16 protein-coding genes are annotated in these 24,900 nt (G+C 60.6%); 6 read left to right on the top strand and 10 right to left on the bottom strand.

Annotation, left to right across the window (positions count from 1 at the left end; all coding sequences use genetic code 11):
• Positions 1–205: 205 nt before the first annotated feature.
• The 3 genes from BUC24_RS01775 to BUC24_RS01765 all read right to left on the bottom strand — a co-directional run bounded on the left by BUC24_RS01775 (position 206) and on the right by BUC24_RS01765 (position 4,913).
• Positions 206–1,864: an alpha-amylase family glycosyl hydrolase gene (locus BUC24_RS01775; RefSeq protein WP_073212364.1), complete on the bottom strand. Its 1,659-nt coding sequence runs from the start codon at positions 1,862–1,864 to the stop codon at positions 206–208.
• A 27-nt stretch (positions 1,865–1,891) separates the two neighbouring features.
• A complete protein-coding gene (locus BUC24_RS01770) occupies positions 1,892–3,523 on the bottom strand; it encodes an alpha-D-glucose phosphate-specific phosphoglucomutase (protein WP_073212363.1) in 1,632 nt (543 codons plus the stop codon).
• Positions 3,524–3,584: 61 nt separating this feature from the next.
• Complete coding sequence (locus BUC24_RS01765; RefSeq protein WP_073212362.1) at positions 3,585–4,913, bottom strand: MFS transporter; 1,329 nt, start codon at positions 4,911–4,913, stop codon at positions 3,585–3,587.
• 160 nt (positions 4,914–5,073) lie between these two features.
• Between BUC24_RS01765 and BUC24_RS01760 the strand changes: the two genes are divergently transcribed.
• Positions 5,074–6,351, top strand: a complete 1,278-nt coding sequence (locus tag BUC24_RS01760; RefSeq protein ID WP_073212361.1) for an MFS transporter — start codon at positions 5,074–5,076, stop codon at positions 6,349–6,351.
• Positions 6,352–6,355: 4 nt separating this feature from the next.
• Here BUC24_RS01760 and BUC24_RS01755 read toward each other — a convergent pair whose 3' ends face one another.
• The 4 genes from BUC24_RS01755 to BUC24_RS01740 all read right to left on the bottom strand — a co-directional run bounded on the left by BUC24_RS01755 (position 6,356) and on the right by BUC24_RS01740 (position 11,864).
• On the bottom strand, positions 6,356–6,703 hold the full coding sequence (locus BUC24_RS01755; protein ID WP_218606475.1) for a hypothetical protein: 348 nt from the start codon (positions 6,701–6,703) through the stop codon (positions 6,356–6,358).
• 30 nt (positions 6,704–6,733) lie between these two features.
• A complete protein-coding gene (locus BUC24_RS01750) occupies positions 6,734–7,060 on the bottom strand; it encodes a low molecular weight protein tyrosine phosphatase family protein (RefSeq protein WP_143167358.1) in 327 nt (108 codons plus the stop codon).
• Entirely contained in the window at positions 7,057–8,898 is a 1,842-nt protein-coding gene (locus BUC24_RS01745) for a DEAD/DEAH box helicase (protein ID WP_073212359.1), read from the bottom strand. The genes BUC24_RS01750 and BUC24_RS01745 overlap by 4 nt, the downstream gene beginning before the upstream one ends.
• A gap of 218 nt (positions 8,899–9,116) precedes the next feature.
• Positions 9,117–11,864 carry a TonB-dependent receptor gene (locus BUC24_RS01740; protein ID WP_083598642.1) on the bottom strand — a complete coding sequence of 916 codons (2,748 nt, stop codon included), beginning with the start codon at positions 11,862–11,864 and terminating at the stop codon, positions 9,117–9,119.
• 526 nt (positions 11,865–12,390) lie between these two features.
• Between BUC24_RS01740 and BUC24_RS01735 the strand changes: the two genes are divergently transcribed.
• From BUC24_RS01735 to BUC24_RS01720, 4 genes are read left to right on the top strand one after another with little or no spacing between them, the layout of a single operon-like run.
• A complete protein-coding gene (locus BUC24_RS01735; protein ID WP_073212358.1) occupies positions 12,391–14,235 on the top strand; it encodes a glycoside hydrolase family 13 protein in 1,845 nt (614 codons plus the stop codon).
• Positions 14,232–16,538, top strand: coding sequence for an amylo-alpha-1,6-glucosidase (locus BUC24_RS01730; RefSeq protein ID WP_073212357.1), 2,307 nt, complete (start codon positions 14,232–14,234; stop codon positions 16,536–16,538). Before BUC24_RS01735 ends, BUC24_RS01730 begins: the two co-directional genes overlap by 4 nt.
• A complete protein-coding gene (locus BUC24_RS01725; RefSeq protein WP_073212356.1) occupies positions 16,538–19,372 on the top strand; it encodes an esterase in 2,835 nt (944 codons plus the stop codon). The genes BUC24_RS01730 and BUC24_RS01725 overlap by 1 nt, the downstream gene beginning before the upstream one ends.
• Before the next feature lie 50 nt (positions 19,373–19,422).
• Positions 19,423–20,496: an alpha/beta hydrolase gene (locus tag BUC24_RS01720; RefSeq protein WP_073212355.1), complete on the top strand. Its 1,074-nt coding sequence runs from the start codon at positions 19,423–19,425 to the stop codon at positions 20,494–20,496.
• Positions 20,497–20,502: 6 nt separating this feature from the next.
• Here BUC24_RS01720 and BUC24_RS01715 read toward each other — a convergent pair whose 3' ends face one another.
• The 3 genes from BUC24_RS01715 to BUC24_RS01705 all read right to left on the bottom strand — a co-directional run bounded on the left by BUC24_RS01715 (position 20,503) and on the right by BUC24_RS01705 (position 24,126).
• The gene (locus BUC24_RS01715) at positions 20,503–22,218 is read right to left on the bottom strand and encodes a methyl-accepting chemotaxis protein (protein WP_178372463.1); all 1,716 of its coding nucleotides are present in this window, start codon (positions 22,216–22,218) and stop codon (positions 20,503–20,505) included.
• A gap of 108 nt (positions 22,219–22,326) precedes the next feature.
• Positions 22,327–22,848 carry a GNAT family N-acetyltransferase gene (locus BUC24_RS01710; RefSeq protein ID WP_073212353.1) on the bottom strand — a complete coding sequence of 174 codons (522 nt, stop codon included), beginning with the start codon at positions 22,846–22,848 and terminating at the stop codon, positions 22,327–22,329.
• Positions 22,849–22,851: 3 nt separating this feature from the next.
• Positions 22,852–24,126, bottom strand: a complete 1,275-nt coding sequence (locus tag BUC24_RS01705) for an amidohydrolase family protein (RefSeq protein ID WP_073212352.1) — start codon at positions 24,124–24,126, stop codon at positions 22,852–22,854.
• A 200-nt stretch (positions 24,127–24,326) separates the two neighbouring features.
• Here BUC24_RS01705 and BUC24_RS01700 point away from each other — a divergent pair, with 200 nt between their 5' ends.
• Entirely contained in the window at positions 24,327–24,851 is a 525-nt protein-coding gene (locus BUC24_RS01700) for a phasin family protein (protein WP_073212351.1), read from the top strand.
• The last annotated feature ends 49 nt before the right edge of the window (positions 24,852–24,900 follow it).

Here is a 24,900-nt window from a genome sequence, read left to right as displayed (position 1 = left end):
CGTAGCATACCCTATTGTACGAAATGCACCAATAAGTGACGCCCAACATCGCCCTCGCGAAGGCGGGGGCCTATACCACGGTTCCGAATTCGGAGGCATGGTATAGGCCCCCGCCTTCGCGAGGGCGATGTGGTTAATACCCGATCAGCGCAATCCCATTCCCCGTCGGTTAATACCCGATCAGCACGATTCCATTCCCGGTCGGTTAATACCCGATCAGCACGATTCCATTCCCGGTCTCGAACACCACCTTGTTATTCGCAACCACCGCCGTCTTCCCCGAATAATAATCGCGCACCGTCTGCCCGTCAGCAAACACCCCGGCCACGCTCACCTCGGCCGGTTTATCCTTTGGCACGTCCAGCGCGACCACCACCCGGTCGCGCAACTCGCCCCGCTCAAGCACACGCTTGAAAGTATAAGGACTGGTCTGCAGCTGGGTATGCACCCCTGCCCCCACCGCCGGATGCGCCTTGCGGAACAGGCCAAGACGGCGCCAGTGCTCGTGCAGATCGCCCACCCGATACCCTGAGCGCTGGGCGTTATTGGCCAGATCATCCCAATTCATGAATGAGCGCAACGTCGCGTCACCCACCGCGCCTTCAATCTTGAGCAGGCGGGCCGTTTCGTCGCCATAGTAAATCTGCACGGCGCCAGGCGCCAGCATCAGCTTGGTCGCGGACTCGAACGCGCGCGTGCGCAGCGGATCAAAGGGATTTCCATCATCGTGAGAACTCATGTAGTTCAACACCTGCCCTCCCTGCGGCCCGTACAGCGCATTCGAATAACTGCTGAACAGCTTCTCATAGCCCTGCTTTGCATCCGTCGGCAGGCTGAAGTTGATCATGCTGTCGAAACCGTTGGCGTAGAAGTCCACCAGCTGCCCGCCACCCATGTCGAACTTGTGTCCATGCGTGATGGCATAGTTATAGACCTCGGCCACCATGAAGAACTTGTCATCGCCCAGCCGCTTGGAAGGATTGGCCTTCTTCCAGTCTTCATACGCCTCGCTGGCGACTTTTTTCAGCTCCTTCCATACACCAGGCTCGGTGTGCTTGACGGTGTCGCCGCGGAAGCCGTCAAAGCCGTACTTGCGCACCCAGTCGGCATGCCACTTCATCAAATAGTAGCGCGGCGCGCGCGGGTATCCGGTGCGCTTGAAGAAGGCGTCAAGTTCACCGACTTCACGCTCGTAGCGGCCTTCTTTCTTCCACTTCGCCACCAGCGATGGCGGCAGCTTGACGTTCTTGTTGCTATCGGTACGTATGTCCGGCAGATTTTTGACCAGTGTGCACTCCACCGTGGTCTTCGCATCCTTGTAGGTACACAGCGGATCGAGCCGAACCCACTCTTTTGGCCAGGCTGGATCGGCCGCGGTGACAGGCCCAGTGTGATTCATCACCACATCAAGCAGCACCCGCATGCCGTGCGCATGCGCGGTATCGACCAGTTCGTGCAGGTCCGCTTCTGTGCCAAGATTGGCGTCGATGCTGGTGAAGTCCTTGGCCCAGTAACCATGAAAACCGTAGGAATTACCGGTGCCTTCGTCGGTACTGGCGTGGTTCTGCTCTACCGGTGGCGAGATCCACAGCGCGTCCACGCCAAGCGATTCAAAGTAGCCTTCTTTAATTTTCGCCGTAATACCAGCCAGATCCCCACCCATGTAGCCGCGCAGCGGTGCACCATCGGCCTTGCGGCCATATGCCAGGTCGTTGGACGGATTGGCATTGTTGAAGCGGTCGGTCAGCATGAAGTAGACCGTGGCGTTCTCCCACAGGAAAGGCTTGGCCGGCGCCGGTGTCGCGGCATTCGCGGCGCCAGCGAAGGCCATTGTCATTGAGAGAACGAGTGCGGAATACTTCATGCTTTTCCTGTTGGTTGGGTTAATGAATCAGGTCACCACGGAAGGCGCCTGGCGCCCGGTGGTCGCTTTCAGTTGTGCCAGCTCGTCGGCCGCCTGGGCCAGACCTGCCAGCATCGCCTGGGCCTCAAGACCGTGACGTGCCGGATCGGCCTCGTACAGTTCCAGGTACAGGCGGATGGTGGCGCCCTCGGTCCCGGTACCGGACAGACGGAACACGATGCGTGCGCCATCGGTCATCACGATGCGGATGCCCTGACCCAGCGATACCGAACCGTCCACCGGATCGGTATAGGCAAAATCATCGGCCAGCGCCACCGTGTGGCCACCGACGCTGGTGCCGGCCAGGCCAGGCAAGGCCGCGTGCAGACGACGCATGACCGAGTGTGCCGCTTCGCTGTCAACGGCCTCGTAATCGTGGCGCGAGTACACGTTGCGCCCGAAGCGGGCCCAATGTTCGTTGACGATCGTATCAACCGCTTTGCCGCTGACAGCCAGCAGATTAAGCCAGAACAGCACGGCCCACAGCCCATCCTTTTCGCGGATATGGTCGGAGCCGGTGCCATAGCTCTCTTCACCGCACAGCGTCACCAGGCCGGCATCCATCAGGTTGCCGAAGTACTTCCAGCCAGTGGGCGTTTCGTAGCACTTGATGCCAAGCGCCTCGGCCACACGGTCCGGCGCTGCGGAGGTGGGCATGGAGCGCGCAATCCCCTTCAATCCGGCGCGATATCCCGGGGCCACGGCAGCGTTGGCGGCAATGATGGCCAGGCTGTCTGCCGGGCTGACGGCGATGCCGCGTCCGACGATCATGTTGCGGTCGCCGTCGCCATCGGAGGCGGCGCCAAAATCGGGCGCATGGGGCGCATTCATCAGCGCCACCAGACCTGCCGCATTGACCGGATTCGGGTCCGGGTGATGGCCGCCGAAGTCCTCCAGCGGTTCGCCGTGAATGACGGTGCCCGCGGGCGCGCCCAGAATGCCCTCGAGGATGGCGTGGGCATATGGCCCCGTGACTGCGCTCATGGCATCGAAGCGCATCGTAAAGCCACGTGCAAACAGCGCACGAATGGCATCGAAGTCGAACAGGCGCTGCATCAGCTGCGCATAGTCGGCGACCGAATCAATCACCTCCACGTCCATCTGTTCAATGCGGACCGTGCCAAGCTGGTCGAGATTAGCATCGGCTGCATCGCTGATGCGGTAGGTATCGATCGACTGGGTCAGGCGATAGACTTCGTCGGTAATGCGTTCCGGCGCAGGGCCGCCATTGCCGATGTTGTACTTGATGCCGAAATCGCCGTCAGGGCCACCCGGGTTATGGCTGGCCGAGAGCACGATGCCGCCAAACGCGGCGTGCTTGCGTACCACGCAGCTGAGCGCCGGGGTGGACAGGATGCCGCCACGGCCAACCAGCACCTTGCCAAAGCCATGGGCGGCGGCCATGCGCAGAATGACTTGAATCGCCTGCCGGTTGAAATAGCGGCCGTCGCCGCCGACCACCAGGGTCTGGCCGGCACAGTCGCCAAGGGTGTTGAACAGGGCCTGGACGAAATTTTCCAGGTAGCCGGGCTGGCGGAATTCGGTCACCTTCTTGCGCAACCCGGACGTGCCGGGCTTTTGCCCGCTAAAGGGCGTTGTGGGAATTACTTGAATTGTCATGTCATTTCACTCCTGTCTTGGACCCGGAAGGATACGACATGTTGACAAAACAAGACGCCAGTTAGCTGGCCGCAGCCGCGTCATCCTTCACAAACAGCGTGCACAGTCCACCAATGACCATGCAGGCGCCGCCCAGGGCCAGCGCATTGACCGCGTGACCGCCCAGGAACTTGATGGTGATCGGGCCCAGGATCAGGCCCGCGATAATCTGCGGGATCACCACGAAGAAATTAAACACCCCCATGTAGTAGCCCATTTTTTCAGCAGGCAGGGAGCCAGCCAGGATCGCATATGGCACCGTCAGAATGCTGGCCCACGCAATGCCCACGCCAATCATTGGCAGCAGCAGCAGTTCCTTGGTATGAATGAACATGATGCTGGCCAGGCTGAGACCACCGATGATCAGGCAGATCATGTGCAGCACCTTGCGATTGGTTTTGCGTGCTATGACAGGCAGGATGAAGGCCGCCAGAGCCGACACGCCGTTGTACACGGCGAACATGACACCGACCCAGTTACCCGCGCTCTGGAAGGCATCCGACTGCGCATCCGTGGTGCCAAAAGCGTTAGCGGCAATCGCATTGGTCGTGTTGACCCACATGACGAACAGCGCGCTCCACGAGAAGAACTGCACTGCGGCGAGCTGGCGCATGGTCAGCGGCATTTTGCCGAAGCCAGCCAGAATTTCCTTGATGGCCGTCGCCAGACCGCCATTGCTGGCGCGTTCGGCGCGAAACTTCGGCAGGTCTGCCGGTGCGATTTCATCGGTGGTCAGCACGGTCCACATGACTGCGCCCATGAAGGCTACGCCGCCCACATAGAAGGAATAGCGCACGGTCTCGGGAATGCTGCCATTGACGGCGACGTTGCTGAAACCTGCCCAGTCGAACATGCTGGGAAGGAGCGAGGCAATCACCGAGCCGCAGCCGATGAAAAAGGTCTGCATCGCAAAGCCGGAAGTCTGCTGCGCAGGATTGAGCTTGTCGCCCACAAATGCGCGGAACGGCTCCATGGCCACGTTGATCGACGCGTCCATGATCCACAGTGCGAAGACCGCCATCCAGATCGCGGTTGAATTGGGCATCAGGAACATGGCCAGCGTGGCCAGCAAAGCCCCCGCGAAAAAGAACGGACGGCGCCGGCCCCAGGTCGGGTGCCAGGTGTTGTCGCTCAGGTAGCCGATGATCGGCTGTACCATCAAGCCGGTGACGGGTGCGGCCAGCCAGAACCAGGGCAAGTCGTCAGGCGACGCGCCCAGGGTGGAAAATATGCGGCTGCTGTTGGAATTTTGCAGGGCGAAGCCAAACTGGATGCCAAAGAAGCCGAAGCTCATGTTCCATAGCTGCCAGAAAGTCAGGCGCGGCTTGATCGCCGAAAATTGCATTTGCATCAGTGTCCCCAAATGGTGCTGCTGGATATTGTGTAATTTGTAGCAAAGTAACATGACGTTTTCTGAGTGTCAATCCAAACCGTTCCATAGTAGAATTGCCGTAGCAAACCAACAAAAACAAGCAAAATTGTAGTCAAATAACAGAACGAATGGGGACACCATGCTGGATATGCAGAAGCGCTTGAGTAACTTTTTCTACGCGACAATGAGCCTGCCTTCGACGGCGATGGGCTTTGCGCTGTGCATCCAGATTTCCGCATTGAGCTGGATTCTTTCCACCAAATTCGGGCTCGAGATTCACCAGATCGGCGTGGTCTGGGCAGCTGGCCCCACCGCGGGCATTCTGGGACAGGTACTGATTGGCCTGATCAGCGACAAAACCTGGTTCTGGGGCGGCCGGCGCCGCCCCTTCATTCTGATCGGCGGCACGCTCGCAGCGCTGATGGTATTCCTGCTGCCCCGCATCGACATGGTCGACCGCCTGTTTGGTGGCGGCCATATTCTGGCCGTGGCAATCGTGATCGCACTGGTGCTGGACCTGTCGATCAACGTCAGCTTCAACCCGACCCGCTCCATCATTGCGGACCTCACGCCCGAGGGCGAGGCACGCACCAAGGGCTACACCTGGATGCAGACCATCTCCGGCTTCTGGGGTGTGATGGCTTACCTGGTGGGCGCCACTTTTGGCAACGAGACCCTGATCACGCTGGGCGCGATCATCGTGTTTGCGTTTTCTGTCCTGCCGATGTTCTTCATCAAGGAGCAGCGCGAGCTGGCGCTGCAGGCCGATAACGCAGCGGCCACGCGCGCCGACTGGGGCCAGCTGTGGCGCATCTACATTGCGCATGGCTTTTCGTGGCTGGGCGTGCAGTCGATGTTTGTCTACACCTATGGCTTCATCCAGACCCATATTGTTCCGGCCGGGCTGCCGGAAGCGCAGGCCAATCTGATGAGCGGCCAGGTGATCGCGTATTCGTTCGCGATTCTTAATACCGTCGGCTTCCTGCTGCCAGCCCTGGTCCTGGGTCCGGTGGCAAAGCGCATCGGGCGCGTCAGCACGCAGGCCCTGTGCGTGGCGATCATGGCAGGCGCGTACTTTGCCATTGCCGCTTACGCGCGCACGCCCTTGATGCTGTATGTGCTGATCGCGGTGGCCGGCATCGGCTGGAGCGCGATTGTCAGCCTGCCCTTTGCCATCATGAGCGACAAGGTTGACAAGAGCCGCATGGGCTTCTTCATGGGCGTGTTCAATCTGTCGGTGGTGCTGCCGCAGTTGATGTCGACCGGGGTTGGCTACGTGCTCAAGGACGTGGGCAATAACAGCGCCCTGTATGTCATCTGCGGCGGCTCGCTGGCCATTTCAGCGGCTCTGTGGCTGCTGGTGCGCGATCGCAGCGGCGCCACTCTGCCCCTGACGGCGCGCGCTGCCGCACACTGAACAACTACGGGGACTTGGTCAGCTCAACGCCGTCCACCGTCATCTTCCAGACCTCGCCATCCTTGTGTGGCGGGTGCTGCACGACAAATTTGGTCTCGATGGGTCCCACGCCCACGGTGAACCCGTCGGCGTCGAATTGCTTGATCGGGGCATCGATGGAGGTGGAATGGTTCATGCCACCGGATTTGTCGACCTTGCGGTACGCGATCGTGCCCTCCTGAGCAATGGCCAGCGTCACACCTTGCGCCGACCAGGTGCCGGCATACGCTGCCTGTTCCGGCGGGAGCGGCTTGGCACAGGCAGACAGCAGCGCGACAGTCAGCAGGACGGACAGCAAACGGAACAAACGCATCACAGCACTCCTTGATGGATGAAAGGCGGGTCAGTCGGGGCACAACAATGGCGCAGCCGACTGCTCCAGCAGCTCGACCAGTTCCGGATCCATGTATTTGTAATCGTCCGGCACATCCAGCACGTGGATGGCGCGGCCTTCAAGCAGACGGCCGAATTGGGCCTTGAGGCGGGACTTGTGCTTCTCTTCCATCACCAGAATCACCTCGGCCCAGCCGATATCGTGTTCCGACACCGTGCGCCGGGCGCCGGCACTGGTACCGGCCGAACGCACCGACAAACCCGGACGGCGGCGAAACATCTGCTCCGCCGTCGGGCTGCGCCACTGGTTTTTACTGCAGATGAACAGGACGTTCAAGCTGGCTTCGGCCCCTTGCGGTGTTCCTTCTTCTTCGAATCGTAGGATTTTTTCGGTCCCAGTTTTTTCTCTTCGAAGCGGCGGTCACCACCAGCTTTTTTCGGCGCGCTGGCTTTTTTCGGCGCTGGCGCCTCGCCATCACGCGTGATGTTGAGCTGCTGGCCAGCGACCCACACACCCTTCAGGTGGTCGATCAGGTCTGGCGGCATATCCGATGGCAGGTCCAGCATGCTGTAATCGTCGTAGATTTCAATGCGGCCGATGTACTTCGATTCGATACCCGCTTCGTTGGCGATGGCGCCGACGATATTACCTGGCTTGACGCCGTGCGCATGGCCGACTTCGATCCGGAAGGTACCCATGCCATCTTCCTGCGGACGGGCCACGCGTTCACGCTTGAACGCTGGCGCATCGCCACGGTCAGCACGCTCGGCGCGGGCAGGTGCATCCGAACGTGGTGCACGTGCCATCGGCGCCTCATCCTTCCACGATGGCGCGGCCTTGGCGTCACGGTTTGGTTTTTCCAGCAGCAGCGGCACATCGCCACGCGCCAGGCGCGCCAGGGCAGCAGCAATTTCGATCGCTGGCACGTTCTGTTCGCGTTCGTATTCTTCGATCAGCGAGCGGAACACGTCCAGACCGCCGGCAGCAATCGCTTCTGTGATCTGGTCCTTGAATTTGGCGATCCGCACATCGTTCACGGCCTTCACGGTAGGCAGGGTCAGTGGCGCAACCGGCTGGCGCGTGGCGCGCTCGATCGCTTTCAACAAGCCTTGCTCACGCGGGGTGATGAACAGGATCGCTTCGCCGCTGCGGCCAGCACGGCCGGTACGGCCAATGCGGTGGGTGTAGCTTTCGGGATCGGACGGCACGTCGTAGTTGATCACGTGGCTGATGCGCTCCACGTCCAGACCGCGCGCGGCAACGTCGGTGGCGACCAGAATGTCGATCTTGCCATTCTTGAGCTGTTCGATGGTGCGCTCGCGCTGCGCCTGCTGCATGTCGCCATTGATGGCGGTGGCGGCAAAGCCGCGTGCCTGCAGTTTCGATGCCAGTTCTTCGGTACCGAGCTTGGTGCGCGCAAAAATGATCATGCCGTCAAACGGCTCGGCTTCCAGAATGCGGGTCAGCGCTTCGGTTTTCTGCATGCCGCTCACCATCCAGTAACGCTGACGGATGTTGTCGGCAGTGCCGGTCTTGGCGGCGACGGTCACTTCGGCCGCGTCGCGCAGGTAGGTTTTGGCGATGCGCTTGATCGCTGGCGGCATGGTGGCCGAGAACAGCGCGGTCTGGCGCGACTCTGGCGTCTTTTGCAGGATCTGCTCGACATCGTCAATAAAGCCCATGCGCAGCATTTCGTCGGCTTCGTCCAGAACCAGGGTTTTCAGCTGGGACAGGTCGAGCGACCCTTTTTCCAGGTGGTCGATCACGCGGCCCGGGGTACCAACAATGACGTGCACGCCACGGCGCAGGGCCGACAATTGCGGACCGTAGCTTTGGCCACCATAAATCGGCAGCACGCGGAAATCCTTGATGTGGGCGGCATAGGTCTGGAACGCTTCGGCAACCTGGATCGCCAGTTCACGCGTTGGCGCCAGCACCAGGGCCTGGGGCGATTGCTGCTTGAGATCGATGCGCGAGAGAATCGGCAGCGCGAAGGCCGCGGTCTTGCCGGTACCGGTCTGAGCCTGTCCAAGCACATCGCGATTGGCCAACAACAAAGGAATGGTGGCCGCCTGAATCGGCGAAGGCGTTTCGTAACCAACCTCTTTCATGACTTTCAGCACCACGGCGGAAAGGTTGAGATCGGCGAACTTAAGGATAGGGGTTTCAGACATGAGGACACTCGCAAATAAACACGCTGGCCCGAACGGGACAGCATCCTGTAGTTTACCCTGTTCAAGGGAAGTTGGCGCGAAAAACACTCTTGCCGCCTAGGGGAATGCCTCCAGAGCGCATTTCGGGCCCGTATCTCGGGAAAATGCCCCATTTTCGTGCGCCAAAAAGAAAAACCCCGCCGCTCGCGCGACGGGGTTTCGACCAACAGTGCTGGAACTTAGAACTTGTAGTTCGCGCCAGCCATGATGGTGCGGCCGTACTTGCCGTACTCAAGCTGCTTGTCACGTGAACCGGCGTAGGTTTCGTAAGCGGCGTTGGTGATGTTGTTCACCTGCAGTACCAGGCCCAGGCCTTTCATGCTGCCTTCTTCGAAGCTGTAGCCGATCTGGAAGTCAACCACGTTTTCGCCCACCACGTAACGCAGGGTACGGTCGTTGGCGAAGTTGCCGATCTCACCGACGAAGTCCGAACGCTTGCGCTGCGAAACGCGGGTTTCGAAGCCGTTCTTCTCGTAGTAGATGGTGAAGTTCGATACACGTTTCGACAGACCTGGCAATGGAATGTCCTTGCCGATGTTGCTGTTGCCGTCCTGAATCTGAATCGAGCTGTCGCTGAAGGTGGCGCTGGCCGACACGCCGAAGCCGTCAAGCACCGGCGTCACCATGTTCAACGGCAGCGATGCCGACAGTTCCAGGCCCTTGAGCGAACCACCTGTGCCATTGTATGGCGCGGTGTAGTTGCCAATATTGGTCGTGGCGATCGAACCAGGGGTGAACTTCGAGAAGTCGTAGTCCTTGGTCTGCGTGAAAATGTAAGTATCGAGCTTTTTGTAGAACAGTGCTGCAGCCAGATACGCCTTTTTGCCGAAGTACTTTTCGTATGACACATCGACTGCCTTGGCACGCCATGGGTCGAGCTGGGCGTTGCCGCCGCTTCCGCCTGGTTTGAAGGTGGTGGTGTCGACGCCGAATTCCAATGCGGAGCGCAACTGGTCAACACGTGGACGCGCGATCTGCTTGGCGGCGCCAAAGCGGACGGTCTGCTGGTCCGGCAAGCCGAACACCAGATTCATGCTCGGCAGATAGTCCGTGTAGGTCTTGCCGTCTTCCACGGGCTTGACTTGCTGGCCGGCTGGCGCCTGGCCATCGTAGTAATTGGCAGTCGAGGACTGGTCGGTGTGCTGCATCTGCAGACCGAAGTTACCGCGCATTGAGATGTCGCCGAAATCATGGTCGATATTGGCTTTGACGAAAGCGGTGGTGATCTTCTCTTTCACATCCCATGCCTTCGATACCAGGTAGCCGGCAGTATCGGATGGTGCGAAGGTCATGTATTTTGCGACCACGCCTGGCACGTTCCACGATGGGATCACGCCGGTGCCCGAGAAGCCCAGATCAACTGGCGAATACAGCAGATCCGACGAGATTGTCGTTGCCGAACCAGCGAGCTTGATGTCGCCTTCTGGCTGACGCTTTTTCTTGGTACGGTCACTGACATTGAAGCCCACGTCCACGCCCGACAGATACGATTCGGCCATGGCTGGCACTGGCAGCGATGCGACCAGCTTGAAGCCTTTCAGCTCGTCTTCCACGCGTGGCGTCTTGCCGTAGCCCGAACCGTAGATCGAGTTACGCACATACAGATTGGCCGGGTTGCTGTAGTCACGTGCCGGATTCATTTGCGAGAAGCCGCCATTGCCAAAGCCCAGTGCCACGGAGTCCAGGACTGCCGTGTCGCCAGGACCTGCCATCTGCAGATTGTTTTCCAGGCTCAGCTCGTCACGCTTGGCTTTCGAGTAGTTCACGTCCGCCATCAGCGACCAGCTGCCGAAGTTGAAGTTGTTCGACCAGCCGGCAGCGGCAATATCATCCTTGCGCTTGGTATAAATGCCGCGCACCAAAGGGTACACATTGTCGATCGTGCCGCCCGTGAGAACGCCGTTCGAGGTCGTGGCCGGGTTGTAGATCGGCGCTGCCAGCGGATTCGCGGTGGTGGAACCGTTGTACCCACTCAGATTGACTTCGAACTGGTTCTGGGTATCTTCGCGCTTGAAACGGGAAGCGTACACGTCCAGCATGCTGGTCCAGGTCTTCGATGGACGATACTGAATGACAGCCATCACACCATCGCGCTCGTTGCGGCCGCTGCGGGCCAGCGTCTTGGCGCCGTCAGTAATATAGGTGCCCGCTGGCGCGCCATTGCGGCCGTCGGTTTTCCATGGTTCATACAAACCAGTCTGGTTATCCAGAATCGGCGAATCAAGGTGGGCAAAGCCGATCGCCACACCCAGGGTGCGGTCAGCGAACTGATCGATGTAGCTGAAGCTGACGCGGTTGCCGGTGGCTTTTTCGTTGGCGATCTTGCCCAGCGAATTGCGCTCGCCGCGCACGTTCATGGCCACGGTACGCTTGCCGAACGACAGCGGACGCACGGTCTGCAGGTCGATCGTGCCCGACAGGCCCTGACCTACCATGCCAGCGTCAGGGGTCTTGTAAATGGTAACGCCACTCAGCAGTTCCGAAGGGTACTGGTCGAATTCCACGCTGCGGTTGTCGCCGGTGCTCACTTGCTCACGGCCGTTCAACAGGGTGGTCGCGAAATCCGGAGACAGACCGCGGACGCTGATAACCTGGGCACGGCCGGCAACGCGTTGGGCGGCCAGGCCTGGCAGGCGGGAAATGGATTCGGCGATACTGACATCCGGCAGCTTGCCGATATCTTCTGCGGAAATGGCTTCAACGATCGAGCTCGAATCTTTTTTGACCGAGATCGCGTCTTCAATACCGCGACGGATACCGGACACGACCACCGATTGCACGACTGGCTCGGCATTGGCGCCAGTGGTCGCAGGTGCCGTTTGCGCGTAGGCGGAACTGCCCAGCACGGAAAGGAACACGGCGCAGCCAGCTGCAACCGGGTTCAGCTTGAAAGCGGCTTGGGTGCCCTTGCTCGCGAAAATATTCATTTGTCCCCTCATCTCATCAGTACTACACAATTCCCGGAAATCCAGCCTGGCAGCTACTACTCGGGATCCTTTTACGGAACGCTCTAAGACGCTCTGATGAAGATTTTGTACTAAAACTAGATGCACTGTCAACGAGAGTTGCGCAGCACTACTTGAATGTCGTGTTTTTGCCTATTTTTCTAGTTTCAACGGGCTAGCACGTTGTATTTCGGGTACATGCAACACGGGTTGCCCCTGTAGTACGACTACATTTCAGACATTTTTCACGGTTTTTGTGCGTTCGTGCCCTGTTATGGGGCAACTTTTACTGGCGTCCCGCGGAAACAGCCTGACAATTGACTACAAACCCGAACACCGCTTTTCCTTTGTACTATAACTAGCACCCCTTCACAGATGCAGACTAGTTGATTGATGCGATTTCCCCAGTGGTGTATGCTTTTCCACAATATAAAGGTAGTCAAACTACCGGGCCGATCAAGCGTAATGAACGGTTTTCACAACTACAAGCCAAGGAGACAAGCCCGCCATGAAGCGATCAATGATGACAGTGCTGCTTGCGGCAGCGAGCACGCTTGCAAGCGCCACCGCCGCGCAAGACAAACGCATCGAGCATCTGGAACCGCCCTTCTGGTGGGCCGGCATGCAACAGCAGAAGCTGCAGCTGATGGTGCACGGCAGCGCCATCAGCGGATTGGAACCGGCCATCGATTACCCGGGCGTGCGCATCGAAGCCGTGATCCGTGTGCCCAACAAGAATTACCTGTTCATTGATCTGCAGATCGACCCCTCGGCCCGGCCGGGCAATATCGACATCCACTTCGGCAAGTCGCTTCTATATAGCTACCCACTGCTGGCGCGTACCCCCGGCTCGGCCGAACGGCAGGGCTTCAGCAGCAAGGACGCCATTTACCAGATCATGCCCGACCGGTTTGCCAACGGCGATCCGGCCAACGACAGCGTGCCTGGCATGACCGAGCAAGCCAACCGCGCGCTGCCGGGCGGGCGCCACGGAGGCGACATTGCCGGCATCGTCCAGCATCTGGACTACATTGCGGCCATGGGCTTCACCCAGCTCTGGCCTACGCCGCTGGTCGAGAACAATATGCCGGCCTACTCGTATCACGGCTACGCCGCCACCGACCATTACCGGATCGACCCGCGCTACGGCAGCAATGACGATTTCCGCAAGCTCGCTGACGAAGCGCGCAAGCGCGGCATCGGCATCATCCAGGACGTGGTGTTGTCCCACATCGGTGCCAGCCATTGGTGGATGAAGGATCTGCCCACGCCCGACTGGGTCAACCACGCGGGCCAGTTCACGCCCACCAGGCACCATCGCGTTGCAGTGCAGGACCCATACGCCAGCAAGGAAGACAGCCGCAATTTCACGACCGGCTGGTTCAGCAAAGGCATGCCGGATCTGAACCAGACCAACCCGCTGGTTGCGAACTACCTCATACAGAACAACATCTGGTGGATCGAGTACGCGGGCCTGTCCGGCCTGCGCATTGACACCTACGGCTACTCCGACAGTGCCTTCCTCACCGAATACACGCGCCGCCTCATGGCCGAATACCCCAAGCTGAACATGGTGGGCGAGGAGTGGCACAAATCGCCCGCCGTGGTCTCGCACTGGCAAAAGGGCAAAGTCAATTTTGACGGCTACACCAGCTCTCTGCCCAGCCTGATGGATTTCCCTCTCGCCGAGGCCATGCGCGCAGCACTGGCCAGCAAAGAGAAGGACGCCGGCTTTACCGACGTGTACGAGACATTCTCCCAGGACTACCTCTACCCCAACCCTGGCAACCTGGTCCTGTTTGACGGTAACCACGACCTGTCGCGCATCTATAGCGTTGTCGGCGAAGACCTGGGTCTGTATAAAATTGCGATCGGCTGGCTGATGACGATGCCGCGCATCCCGCAGTTCTACAATGGCAGCGAGATCCTGATGCCCAGCGACACGGGCAGCCGCAACGACGCCAGCTACCGGCGCGACCTGCCCGGCGGCTGGGCCGGCGACAAAGTGGACCTGTTCAATGGCACTGGCCTGAACGCCCGCCAGCGCGAAGCGCAGGCATTCGTGCGCAAACTGGCCAACTGGCGCAAGGGCGCCAGCGTGATCCATCAGGGTAAAACCATGCATTTCGGCGCAGAAGACGGCACCTACGTCTACTTCCGCTACGACGACAAGCGCAAGGTCATGGTGGCCATGAACCGTGGACCAACCCAGGCCGTGCTGCCTGTCGCGCGCTTTGCAGAAGCGCTGGGCCAGGCACGCGCTGGTACGGACGTCATCACCGGTCAGCGCCTCGCCCTCGACACCAGCCTCGCCATCCCCTCGCACGCAATCCTGATTCTGGAGCTTGAATGAAGCGCACCGTTTTTGGTCTGGCAGCCGCCCTGGCCATCCTTCCCGCGCTGGCATCGCAGCGGCCCGGCGTGGACGCCTTCTTTGACGCGATGGCAATCAAGGCAGCGCCGGGCCAGCAGGCCCGCTTTGTCGCAGGCGACAACGTGGCGGGCTATTTCGAAGGATTTACCCACGCCAGCGCCAAAGGCGCAGGCTACGTGGTCCGTAATGAAACCCTGTTCAAGGGCTATCGGACTGGCGGCGCCGTCGAAAACATGCGCGCGGATGCCATCGAACAGGTGCTTCCATATGGCCACCGCGCCACCTATGCGAACGGCGCCACCGAGGAAATGGCGCTGCTGTCGAAAAAACACGCGATCGCCATTCGCGTGACCGGCACGGCTGGGTCGAAGTTGTTCGTCAAGCCCCTGCTACCGGCACAAGGGCATCTGACACGCGACGCAGACAGCGTCGTCTTCGCACCTGCCAGCGGTGGCAGCTGGTACACGGCCGTGGCGGCAGACAGGCCAGTGGACATCGACAATAGCGGCGAAGTACGTACCCGCGCCGCCGCCCGCGCACTCAACGTCATCATCGCCTTTGGCAGCACGGCAGATCAAGCGCGCCAGCGCGCACGGACATTGGCCGCAGGCGACGCCATCGGCGACGAGCGCCTTGCCCGCCACAGCGCGCTCACGCGCAGCAGCCTCACTACCAGCGACGCCGACTACAACCGTGCCCTCAATTGGGCAAAGGCTGGCAGCCAGCTGTTCGTCGTGGAAGAATTCGGCACCGGCATCTGGGCCGGCCTGCCCTGGTTCCGCGACAACTGGGGCCGAGACACCTTCATTGCCCTGCCCGGCACGCTGCTGGTCTCCGGCCAGTTCGATGACGCCAAGGCCGTGCTGTCGAATTTTGCCCGCTTTCAGAATCTGCGCGAGCCGCGCGACAAAGAGTACGGCCGCATTCCAAACCGCGTGGCCGCAGGCGACAGCATCATCTTCAATACCGTCGACGGCACGCCGTGGATGCTGCGCGAGGCGGTGGAGTATATCCAGTACAGCGGCGACACTGCTTTCGCTGCCCAGATGTACCGCCTGGCGGTGCCCTACTTCGAAGGCGCGATCGCCAACTACATGGACCAGGATGGTTTGCTGGTCCACGATTCGGCCGACACCTGGATGGATGCCCGCATCGAAAACAAGCAACCCTGGTCCGCACGCGGGCCACGCGCAGTGGAAATCCAGGCGCTGTGGTACACGGCATTGCAGAGCGGCGCCTATCTCGCCACCCAGGCAGGCGACCATGCACGCGCTGCGCAATGGAGCGCGCTTGCCAGGCGCACCCAGGCAAGCTTTCTCAAACTGTACTGGGATGGCAGAACCATGGCAGACCGCCTGCGCGAGGACGGCAGCCGCGATACCAAGGTTCGGCCCAATCAGCTAATGCTGGTATCGATCCCTTTCGACGACTTTGTGGCGCCATCGGTGCAAGCGCAGGTAACGCGCAATGCGGTGTCGGAACTGCTCTACCCGTATGGCATTGCCTCGTTGAGCCAGAACGATCCCTACTTCCATCCGCGCCACGAGAATCCCGCCTTCCATCACAAGGATGCGGCTTACCACCAGGGTACGATCTGGGGCTGGAACGCGGGCTTCACCGTCACCGCGCTGAATCGCTTCGGCTACCAGGACCTGTCCTGGGCGCTGACGCAGAACCTGGGCCGCCAGATTCTGGGCCTGGACACGCTTGGCAACATGAGCGAGCTGCTGGACGCTCTGCCCCACGAAAACGGCCAACTCAAACCGTCCGGCACCTACGCGCAATCATGGAGCGTAGCCGAATATGCGCGCAACGGGTACCAGGATTTTGTCGGCTTTCGCCCTCAGCTGATGGCCAACACGCTCGCCTTTGCACCGGCGATTCCAGCCGCATGGTCGCACTTCGATGCCGTTCTGCCGTTTGGGGCCGGCGAAAAAATTGACGTGCAGTTCAAGCGCCAGGGTAGCAGCCAGCGCTGGCGGCTGCGCATCAAGGGAAACGCAGAACGCAAGGTAGCGTTCACCTTTATCAACCCCGACAAGAGCCGCTCGCACACCGAGTTCACACTGGCACCCGGGCGTGATGCGGTACTGACCCTTGCCAACGGCAAGGCCAGCCTCGGTGCCAGGCGGCTCATGGTCGCACCGGCACTGCCGTCGTTTGCCGCCACGATCGGGGCGCTGCATTTCCAGACCCCGAAAACCTACCGCGCCGAAGATTTCCCCATGCTGCAGTCGAAGGATGTCCTGAAGGGCATCGTGGAAAGGAACGAGTACCGCTGATGAAAAAGCTTTTGTGGGCCGCAATCGCGGCCATGCTGCCACACGGCGTCATGGCCGCCGAGCCAGCGCTGTATCTGCGCGGGGGTTTCAATGGCTGGGGCATCGACAATGCCCTGGTCGACAAGGGCAATGGCATCTACGAAACGCGCTTGCAGCTGGCCCCTGGCAACCACCCGTTCAAAGTGGGCAGCAAAGACTGGGCCACAGAATGGGTCCTCCACCCCGACCACAGCGTCAGCGTGGCGCCAGATACCGGCTATCCAATGGCAAAAAAGCCCGGTCCGGAGGACTATCTGTTTGTCAAAAAAAGTGCCGACTACACGTTTCAGCTCGATCTGTCAGCACCAGCCGCGCCCGTGCTGCGCGTGATGCGGATCGAAACCGCACCCCTCGCGCAACGTAATCCGCACCAGGGAAACCGGCACATCGACGAACGCAGCTTTCCCACCTATGACGGCAAGCGCGAGACTGCGCGCTTTTCCTCGCCCGCACCGCGCGCAGCGCTGCGCAGTTACGTGCACTCGACCACAGCCCAGTTGCGCGATCCTGGGCCCCAATATGTGCGCTACAGCGAATCCGCCGGCGTGCCGGTCGTACGCAGCGGGAGCCTGGCTTTCGATGCCTTGTTTGCTCTCGCCGGCGCGGAAATGAAGAAGAATGCCGTCCGGCGCATCAGCGATGGCAATTACAACGCCGGCGCCCCGGTCGATTGCGATTGTTTCGAAACGGGAGAGAAATGGCATTACGTCTGGACGCGCGACTTGTCGTACGCGGCTGACCTGGGTCTGGCCATGCTCGATCCCAAGCGCGTACGCAACTCTCTCGAATTCAAGCTGTCGGCATTCCGCTCCGGCGTCAGCAAAGCCGCGGCAGTTCCCGGCCGCGCCGATGGCCTGCAGATCATCCAGGATACCGGCAGCGGCGGCAGCTGGCCCGTCAGCACCGACCGCATCACCTGGGCCTTCGGCGCGGAAAAGGTTCTTGGCATGCTGACCGGCGCCGAGCGCCGCGACTTTGCCGCGCGGGCGCTGGCCGCCTTGTCGAACACGATCGAGATCGACCGCGTGGCGGCCTTCGACGCCGTGTCAGGACTCTACACAGGCGAGCAATCCTTCCTGGACTGGCGTGACCAGAGCTACGCCGCGTGGATCGTCAACGATCTGGCCTCGATGGCCAGCGCCAAGGCGCTGTCAACCAATGTCGGACACTACAAGGCATTGTCGCTGGCAGCGGCGCTTGCACGCGAACATGGCGACCAGACGTTGGGCGCGAAGTACGACAGCTGGGCCGGCAGCCTGAAAACAGCCATCAACCAGAAATTGTGGCTTGCCGACGCCGGCATGTACAGCAGCTTGAGCGCGGCGCACTTCGACGGCGCGCCAATGTACAAATTCGATTGGCTTGGCCAGGCGCTTGCCATCGTGACCGGGGTGGCCGATGCCGATCACGCACGCAGCATACTGGCGCACTATCCGCACGGCCCCATGGGCGCACCGGTGATCTATCCTCAGCAGCAGGACCTGCCCGTGTATCACAACCGCGCCATGTGGCCATTTGTAACCGCGTATGGCCTGAAGGCGGCGGTAATCGGGCGCAACGTCAGCGTGGCCGACGCAGCCTACGCAACCCTCATTCGCGGCGCCGCGCTCAACCTGTCGAACATGGAGAATCTGGAGTGGTTGTCGGGCCAATCGCTGCTGCTGGACGAAAACCATCCTGCGCTGATTGGCCCGGTCATCAACTCACGGCGCCAGCTATGGTCAGTGGGCGCGTATCTGGGCATGGTGATCGAAAACATCTTCGGCATCGGTGCGAATGCCGACGGCATTCGCATACAGCCCTTCATTACCGCCAAACTGCAGCGCGAGCATTTTGGTCACGCGCGCACCATCACCCTGCGTGGCCTGCACCTGCAAGACAAACATGTGAATGTACGAATTCATCTGCCGGCACCCAGCAAACAAGACGGCTACTTCGCGCCATCCTCGATTCGTGTCAATGGCAAGGCGGTGCAATCGAGCGTGCGCTGGGCTCAGCTCCCCGACACGAGCGTCATCGACATTGTGCTGGGACCGTTGCAGGCAGGCGTGCAGGAAATGCAGCGCGTCAGCGCCGATCCGTATGTCGAATCGGCAGCAGTGTTTGCACCCCGCGAGAGCGCCATCGCGTCATTGACGCGCGTGGCAGGTGGCAAGGTGGAATTGGCAATCCGACCGGCCAAAGAGTCCGAAAACACCGTCTACAACATCTACCGGGACGGCAAGCTGGCTGCATCCAGGATCGCCGCAAGCACTTGGGTGGACGTGGAAGCCGGACCCGCGTCGTGCTACGCGGTTGAAGCGCAGTTCCTCAGTTCGGGCAACCGCAGCCATCACAGCGTGCCTGCCTGCGTGGCGCCTGGGCTTGACGTCAGCGCGCCGTCCGCCCAGTGGGGCGCGCCTGGCGACGTGTTCCGCGTCGACGCGATCGATGTCACTGCCGCCGGCCATTACCAGGCCCAGGTCCGCTACCGCAATGGGGCCAACCAGATCAATCTTGGCATCAGCGGTGGCGTCAAGTGGATGGCGCTGCAAGACGCGTCTGGCCACACCGTGGCACAGGGCGTGGTGCAGCTGCCGCATACGCGCGTTGAACAAGGCAAGCCAATCGAAGCCTACTCGACGCCGCTGGCAGCGCAACTTGCACCAGGGCGCTACCGGCTGCTGCTATCGGACTTTTATAACATGAGTTATCTGGAAGCCAATCGCAGCTTCAGTGCCGCCGGTGGCGCCGACGGCCCGGTCAACCGCGTCGATATCGAAGGTGTCCGTCTGCTGCCAACGACAGCACCATGAGCGGCGCTGGCGTCGTAGAATGCCCCACCTGACACGAAAGGAAACCACGCATGCGAACGATCCCGCCCGCCTTGTACGTACTGGCGCTGCTGGCCACATTGCCCGCCCACGCCACCACCGTGCGCATTCATTACGACGCCGGCAAGGACACCATCGCACTGCGGGGCGACAAGGGTCCCATGAGCTGGTCGAAAAGCGCGCCGCTGCAGCGCGCTGGAAACGGCATCTGGACCTACAGCTGGCCCGACGGCATGGGGGCGGTCACGGTTAAACCGATACTGGGTCCGCACACGGTGTCGTCCGGCGGCGTGTATCGGATTCCTGCCGGGGCCACGCTCGACATCTACCCGTTTTTTGGCCCGCCTCTTGGCACCGTCAAACTGATCCCTGACTTTGCCTCGCCCCAGCTGGGCAACAAGCGCCAGTTGCGGGTGTATCTGCCGCCCAGCTACAGCGAAAACACGGCCAAGCGCTATCCCGTGCTGTACATGCATGACGGTCAAAACCTGTTTGATGCAAAGACCGCTGCCTACGGCGTGGAGTGGGGCATCGACGAAACCGTCAATCACCAGATTGCCACTGGTGCCATGGATGAAGTGATTGTGGTCGGCATCGACAACACGCCCGACCGAATCCCTGAGTACACACCCTGCTGCGACCCAAAATATGGCGGCGGCAAACTGGATGCCTACCAGGCCTTCATCACGGACACGGTCAAGCCGTATATCGACAAGACCCTGCGCACCCTGCCCGGCCGCGAGAATACCGCCATCATGGGTTCGTCGCTGGGCGGTATCGCGTCGGTGGTGATTGCGCAGCGCCGCGCCGACCTGTTTTCCAAGGCCGGCGGGGTTTCCAGTTCGTTCTGGTGGAACGACAGGCAGATGGTGAACGCGCCCGCACCGAAGGTCGCCGTCAAGTTCTACCTTGACGCCGGCGGCGACAATGATGGATTGGACGACACCCTGCTGATGCATGACACCATGCTCAAGCAGGGCTACACCAAGGACGAAGATGTGCTGTTGTACATCGACGACGCCGGCGGCCACAACGAAAAATCATGGGCCGCCCGCGTCGCTCGTCCGCTGACCTGGTTTTTCCCGTGGGGGAGCACCAGGCAGTAGTCGCGCTTAAAACTCTTCGAAATCGTCGTCACCTGCCGTTACCGGCTTGCCGGCGCTCTTGCTGCTCACCAGGCGTGGCGCTGCCTTCACAGGCCGCAGCGGCGCCCGTTTGTGCGTGCTCGCCCTTGGCGCTGGCGCTGCCACCACATGGCTCTCGTTGATCTTGAAGACACTGACCGCCTGCGCCAGACTGATTGCCTGCTGCTGCATTGCCTCGGCCGCTGCCGCCGCCTGTTCAACCAGCGCCGCATTCTGCTGCGTCACGGCGTCCATCTGGACTACGGCTTCGTTAATCTGCGCAATGCCCTCATTCTGCTCACCGCTGGCAACGGCAATTTCAGCAATGATGGCGGTAACCCGTTTCACGCTGCTGACCACTTCATCCATGGTGGTGCCGGCCTGACCCACCAGACGACTGCCGGTTTCCACCTTGTCGACCGAGTCGCCAATAAGCTCCTTGATTTCCTTGGCCGCTGCGGCAGAGCGCTGCGCCAGGTTGCGCACTTCGGACGCCACCACCGCAAAGCCGCGCCCCTGCTCGCCCGCGCGCGCCGCTTCGACAGCGGCATTGAGTGCCAGGATATTGGTCTGGAAGGCGATACCGTCAATGACCCCGATGATGTCGACGATCTTGCGCGACGATTCATTGATCGAGCCCATGGTATGAATTACCTGCGCCACTGCGTCGCCCCCACGCACCGCCACACCGGAGGCGTCGCCCGCCAGTTCGCTGGCCTGGTTGGCACTGTCGCCATTGCGCTTGACGGTGACGGTCAGCTCTTCCATCGAAGCGGCCGTCTCTTCGAGTGAGCTGGCCTGCTCTTCGGTGCGGGCTGACAGATCGTTGTTGCCTTGCGCGATTTCGGCCGATGCCAGCGCGATCGCATCAGTCCCGGCGCGCACCTTGCCCACCACATCGGCCAGGTTGTCGTGCATCTCCTTGAGCGATTTAAGGAGCACGCCAATTTCGTCCGTACCGCTGACGTTGATTTCAGTCGACAAATCGCCGCTGGCCACCACGCGCGCAATATCGACCGCCTCATTCAGCGGTTGCGTGATGCTGCGCACCAGCCACACCATGATCAGCGCGCCTACCACTACCGTGACAAGCAAAATGCCAAACAGCTGATAGGTGGTTTTGCTCTCGTTCGCAACCCGTTCCTGATTCATGCGTACGGTCAGCGCTTGCGATTGTTTGCTGATGTACTCCACAATGCTGTCGATTTTTTTGGTCGGTTCGCGGTCCATGCCTTTGACCAGGCCATCGACGACTTTGGCGCTGTCGGCATTGGCGCTTTCGTATTTTTCCAGCGCGCCCAGATAGCTCTTGCCCAGGTCTTCGTGGGCCTTGACTGCCTCGTCGACCAGCGGCGTGGTCAGACTGAGCTTACCGAGGATGACATTGACTTTTTTCAGCTCCGCGCTGGTGGCCTCGCCGCTTTTCTTGAACTGGGCTGTGTATTTTTCCAGCTGGGCCGGGTCACCGCCGCGCAGCAGAATGTTCTTCCACTCTTGAACCTGGATTTTGAATTCGACCTGCGCACTACGTGCTGTATCAACGGCCTCCATCAGCATCGCTGACTGACGCATTGCCGCCTCGCTGGCGACATTCGTACTCACCAGAGAGCGCCAGCCTCCAACGCCTACGATCAACAGGGATACCAAGAAAAACAGGCCCAATACCGCCAGGCGCACCGCAATTTTCAAATTAGATAGTGACATTTTCATTACTCCCGAGCATGAAAAGCGGCATCATTAATTATCAAAAGGAAACCTAATTCATCATGTACCAATGGGATATAAAAGCCAAGAACTACATGTAAATATTACTCAGAATGTGGCGCGCAGGTCCATTCCGTACAGCCGGGTACCGCTGTCCTCGGGCGTCATTTGAATCATCTTCTCGAAGCGCATGCCGATTTTCTCCAGCAGACCATTGGAAGCGGCGTTTTCCGGCGAGGTGATCGCGACCAGGCGCTGCATGCCGAGAACAGCGCGGGCGTGATCGCGCACGGCGACTGCGGCCTCATAACCGTAGCCCTGCCCAAAGTAAGGCGGCAAAAAGGCATAGCCCAGGTCCACGTCGTCGAGCGCATCGCGCTTGATCAATCCCGACATGCCGATGGCCACACCACTGGCCTTCAGTTCAACCAGATACAGCGAATGGCCGCGTGCCGCCTGCATCGCCACCGGGCCGCTGGCAATGCCGGCGCGCGCGTCCGCCAGGTTGCGCACGCCCTTGTCGCCGATATTGGTCAGAAAAGGCGCGCTGTTGACCAGGTTGAAGTAGAACGGCGCATCCTTTTCTTCGATGGTACGCAGCAGCAGACGCTCGGTCTCGAGGATCAACATCGCTTAGCGCTCCAATCGGAATGCCGTGGCAGCGGGACGACCGGGCAAGTGCAAGGTCGCACGCGAGCGCGGCGACTCGCTCACCACCTGGCCGCGGCGGATCACCATACGGCGGGCCGCGCGCAGCCGGATCGCCTCCACCGTACTGCCAGCGTCCAGCAGCACCAGATCGGCGTGGCAGCCTGGCGCAATGCCGTAGTCTTCAAGCCCAAGGATGCGGGCCGGCGTTTCCGTCACCGCCAGGAAGCACTGGTGCATGGCTTCCTGTCCCGTCATCTGCGCTACGTGCAGCCCCATATGCGCGACCTCCAGCATGTCGCCCGAGCCAAGACCGTACCACGGGTCCATCACGCAGTCGTGGCCAAACGCCACGTCGACGCCGGCGGCAAGCAGCTCCGGCACCCGTGTCATGCCGCGCCGTTTTGGATAGCTGTCGTGCCGGCCCTGCAGCGTGATGTTGATGAGCGGGTTGGCAATGGCGGCCACGCCCGATTCAGCGATCAGCGGCAGCAGCTTGCTGACGTAGTAGTTATCCATCGAATGCATGGAGGTCAGGTGCGAGCCGGCCACCCTGCCCTGCAGGCCAAGGCGCTGCGTCTCGAAGGCGAGCGTTTCGATATGACGCGACATCGGGTCATCCGATTCGTCACAATGCATATCTACCCGCAGGCCGCGTTCTGCCGCAAACTCGCACAGCAGGCGCACCGAGGCGGCGCCTTCGGCCATGGTCCGCTCAAAATGGGGGATGCCGCCGACCACATCGACACCCATGCCAATGGCGCGCTTCAGATTGGCCAGCGCGGTGGGACTACGCAAGATGCCGTCCTGCGGAAACGCCACCAGCTGCAAATCGAGATACGGCGCCACCCGGCGCCGCACTTCAAGCAGCGCCTCGACTGCCAGCAAACGGTCGTCGCAAATATCCACGTGCGAGCGGATCGCCAGCAAGCCGCGCGCCACTGCCCAGTCGCAGTACTGCATGGCGCGTTCAATCAGCGCGTCCTGGGTCAGTTCGGGCTTCAATTCGCCCCACAGGCTAATCCCCTCGAGCAGGGTGCCGCTGCGGTTCACGCGCGGCAGACCGTAGCTCAAGGTGGCGTCCATATGGAAGTGGGCATCGACAAACGGGGGCGTCACCAGATCGCCCTCGGCATCGATCTCGCGCGCGGCGTTGACGGCAAGCCGTTCGCCGACGGCCGCGATGCGCCCCTGGTCGATGGCGATGTCAATCTGGCGCCGGCCATCCGGCAAGCTGGCATTGCGAACCACGAGATCCATGAGTGCTCCTGTAGCGGGGACGCTACGATTGTAGTGGCTAGCGGGCACCAGCGTCCAAGCAAATTATCTAACGAAATCATGCATGCTGCATTGCAAGATATTTTCTCGGAAACTTGCACGAAAACGCTGTTCAATGCCGCAATTCATGGATAAACTAAGCCATATTGCAGCGCGTCATAGACACTTTTCAAGGAGCCCCGATGAGTACGTTTCCAGAACAGTTTTCCGCAGCCGGCAAGTCGCAAGTCGAAGCACAACTGGCGTTCTTCCAGAATGTCACGGCCAAAGCCGTAGAAGGTGCCGAAAAAATCATCAATCTGAATCTGACGACCACCCGCGCCTCGTTCGAAAAATCCAGTGCAGCAATGCAGCAGCTGTTCACGGTTAAAGATCCGCGCGACCTGTTCTCTCTCACCACGCAAAGCCAGGCAAACTTTGACACCTTGCTCGCTTACGGCCGTGAATTGTTCTCGATTGCCAGCGGCACCCAACTGGCCCTGCTCCAGCGCAACGATGTCCCGGTGCAGGAAAACACCGTGGTTCCCAGCGCGCCAGCCGAGCCTTTCCCGGTAGCAGCCAAAGTCAAACCAATTGCCCTCGCCGCCGCTGAAGTCGTGGAGTCCACACCGCCGGAACCGGTGGCCGCCGACGTGGCCGAACTCGAGGTCGAACTGGGTGGCGAACAGGCCGACCTGCTGGTCATCAAGCCAAAACGAAAAAAGTAAACACGCACCGCTGCCCTGCAGCGCTGCGCCAAAAGTAGTAAATTAGCGG

It is taken from the genome of Massilia sp. CF038 (genome assembly GCF_900129765.1).
Taxonomy (GTDB): Bacteria; Pseudomonadota; Gammaproteobacteria; order Burkholderiales; family Burkholderiaceae_D; genus Telluria_A.
Note: the sequence above shows the minus strand (reverse complement) of the source record. Positions and strands in the feature narration are given on the sequence as shown.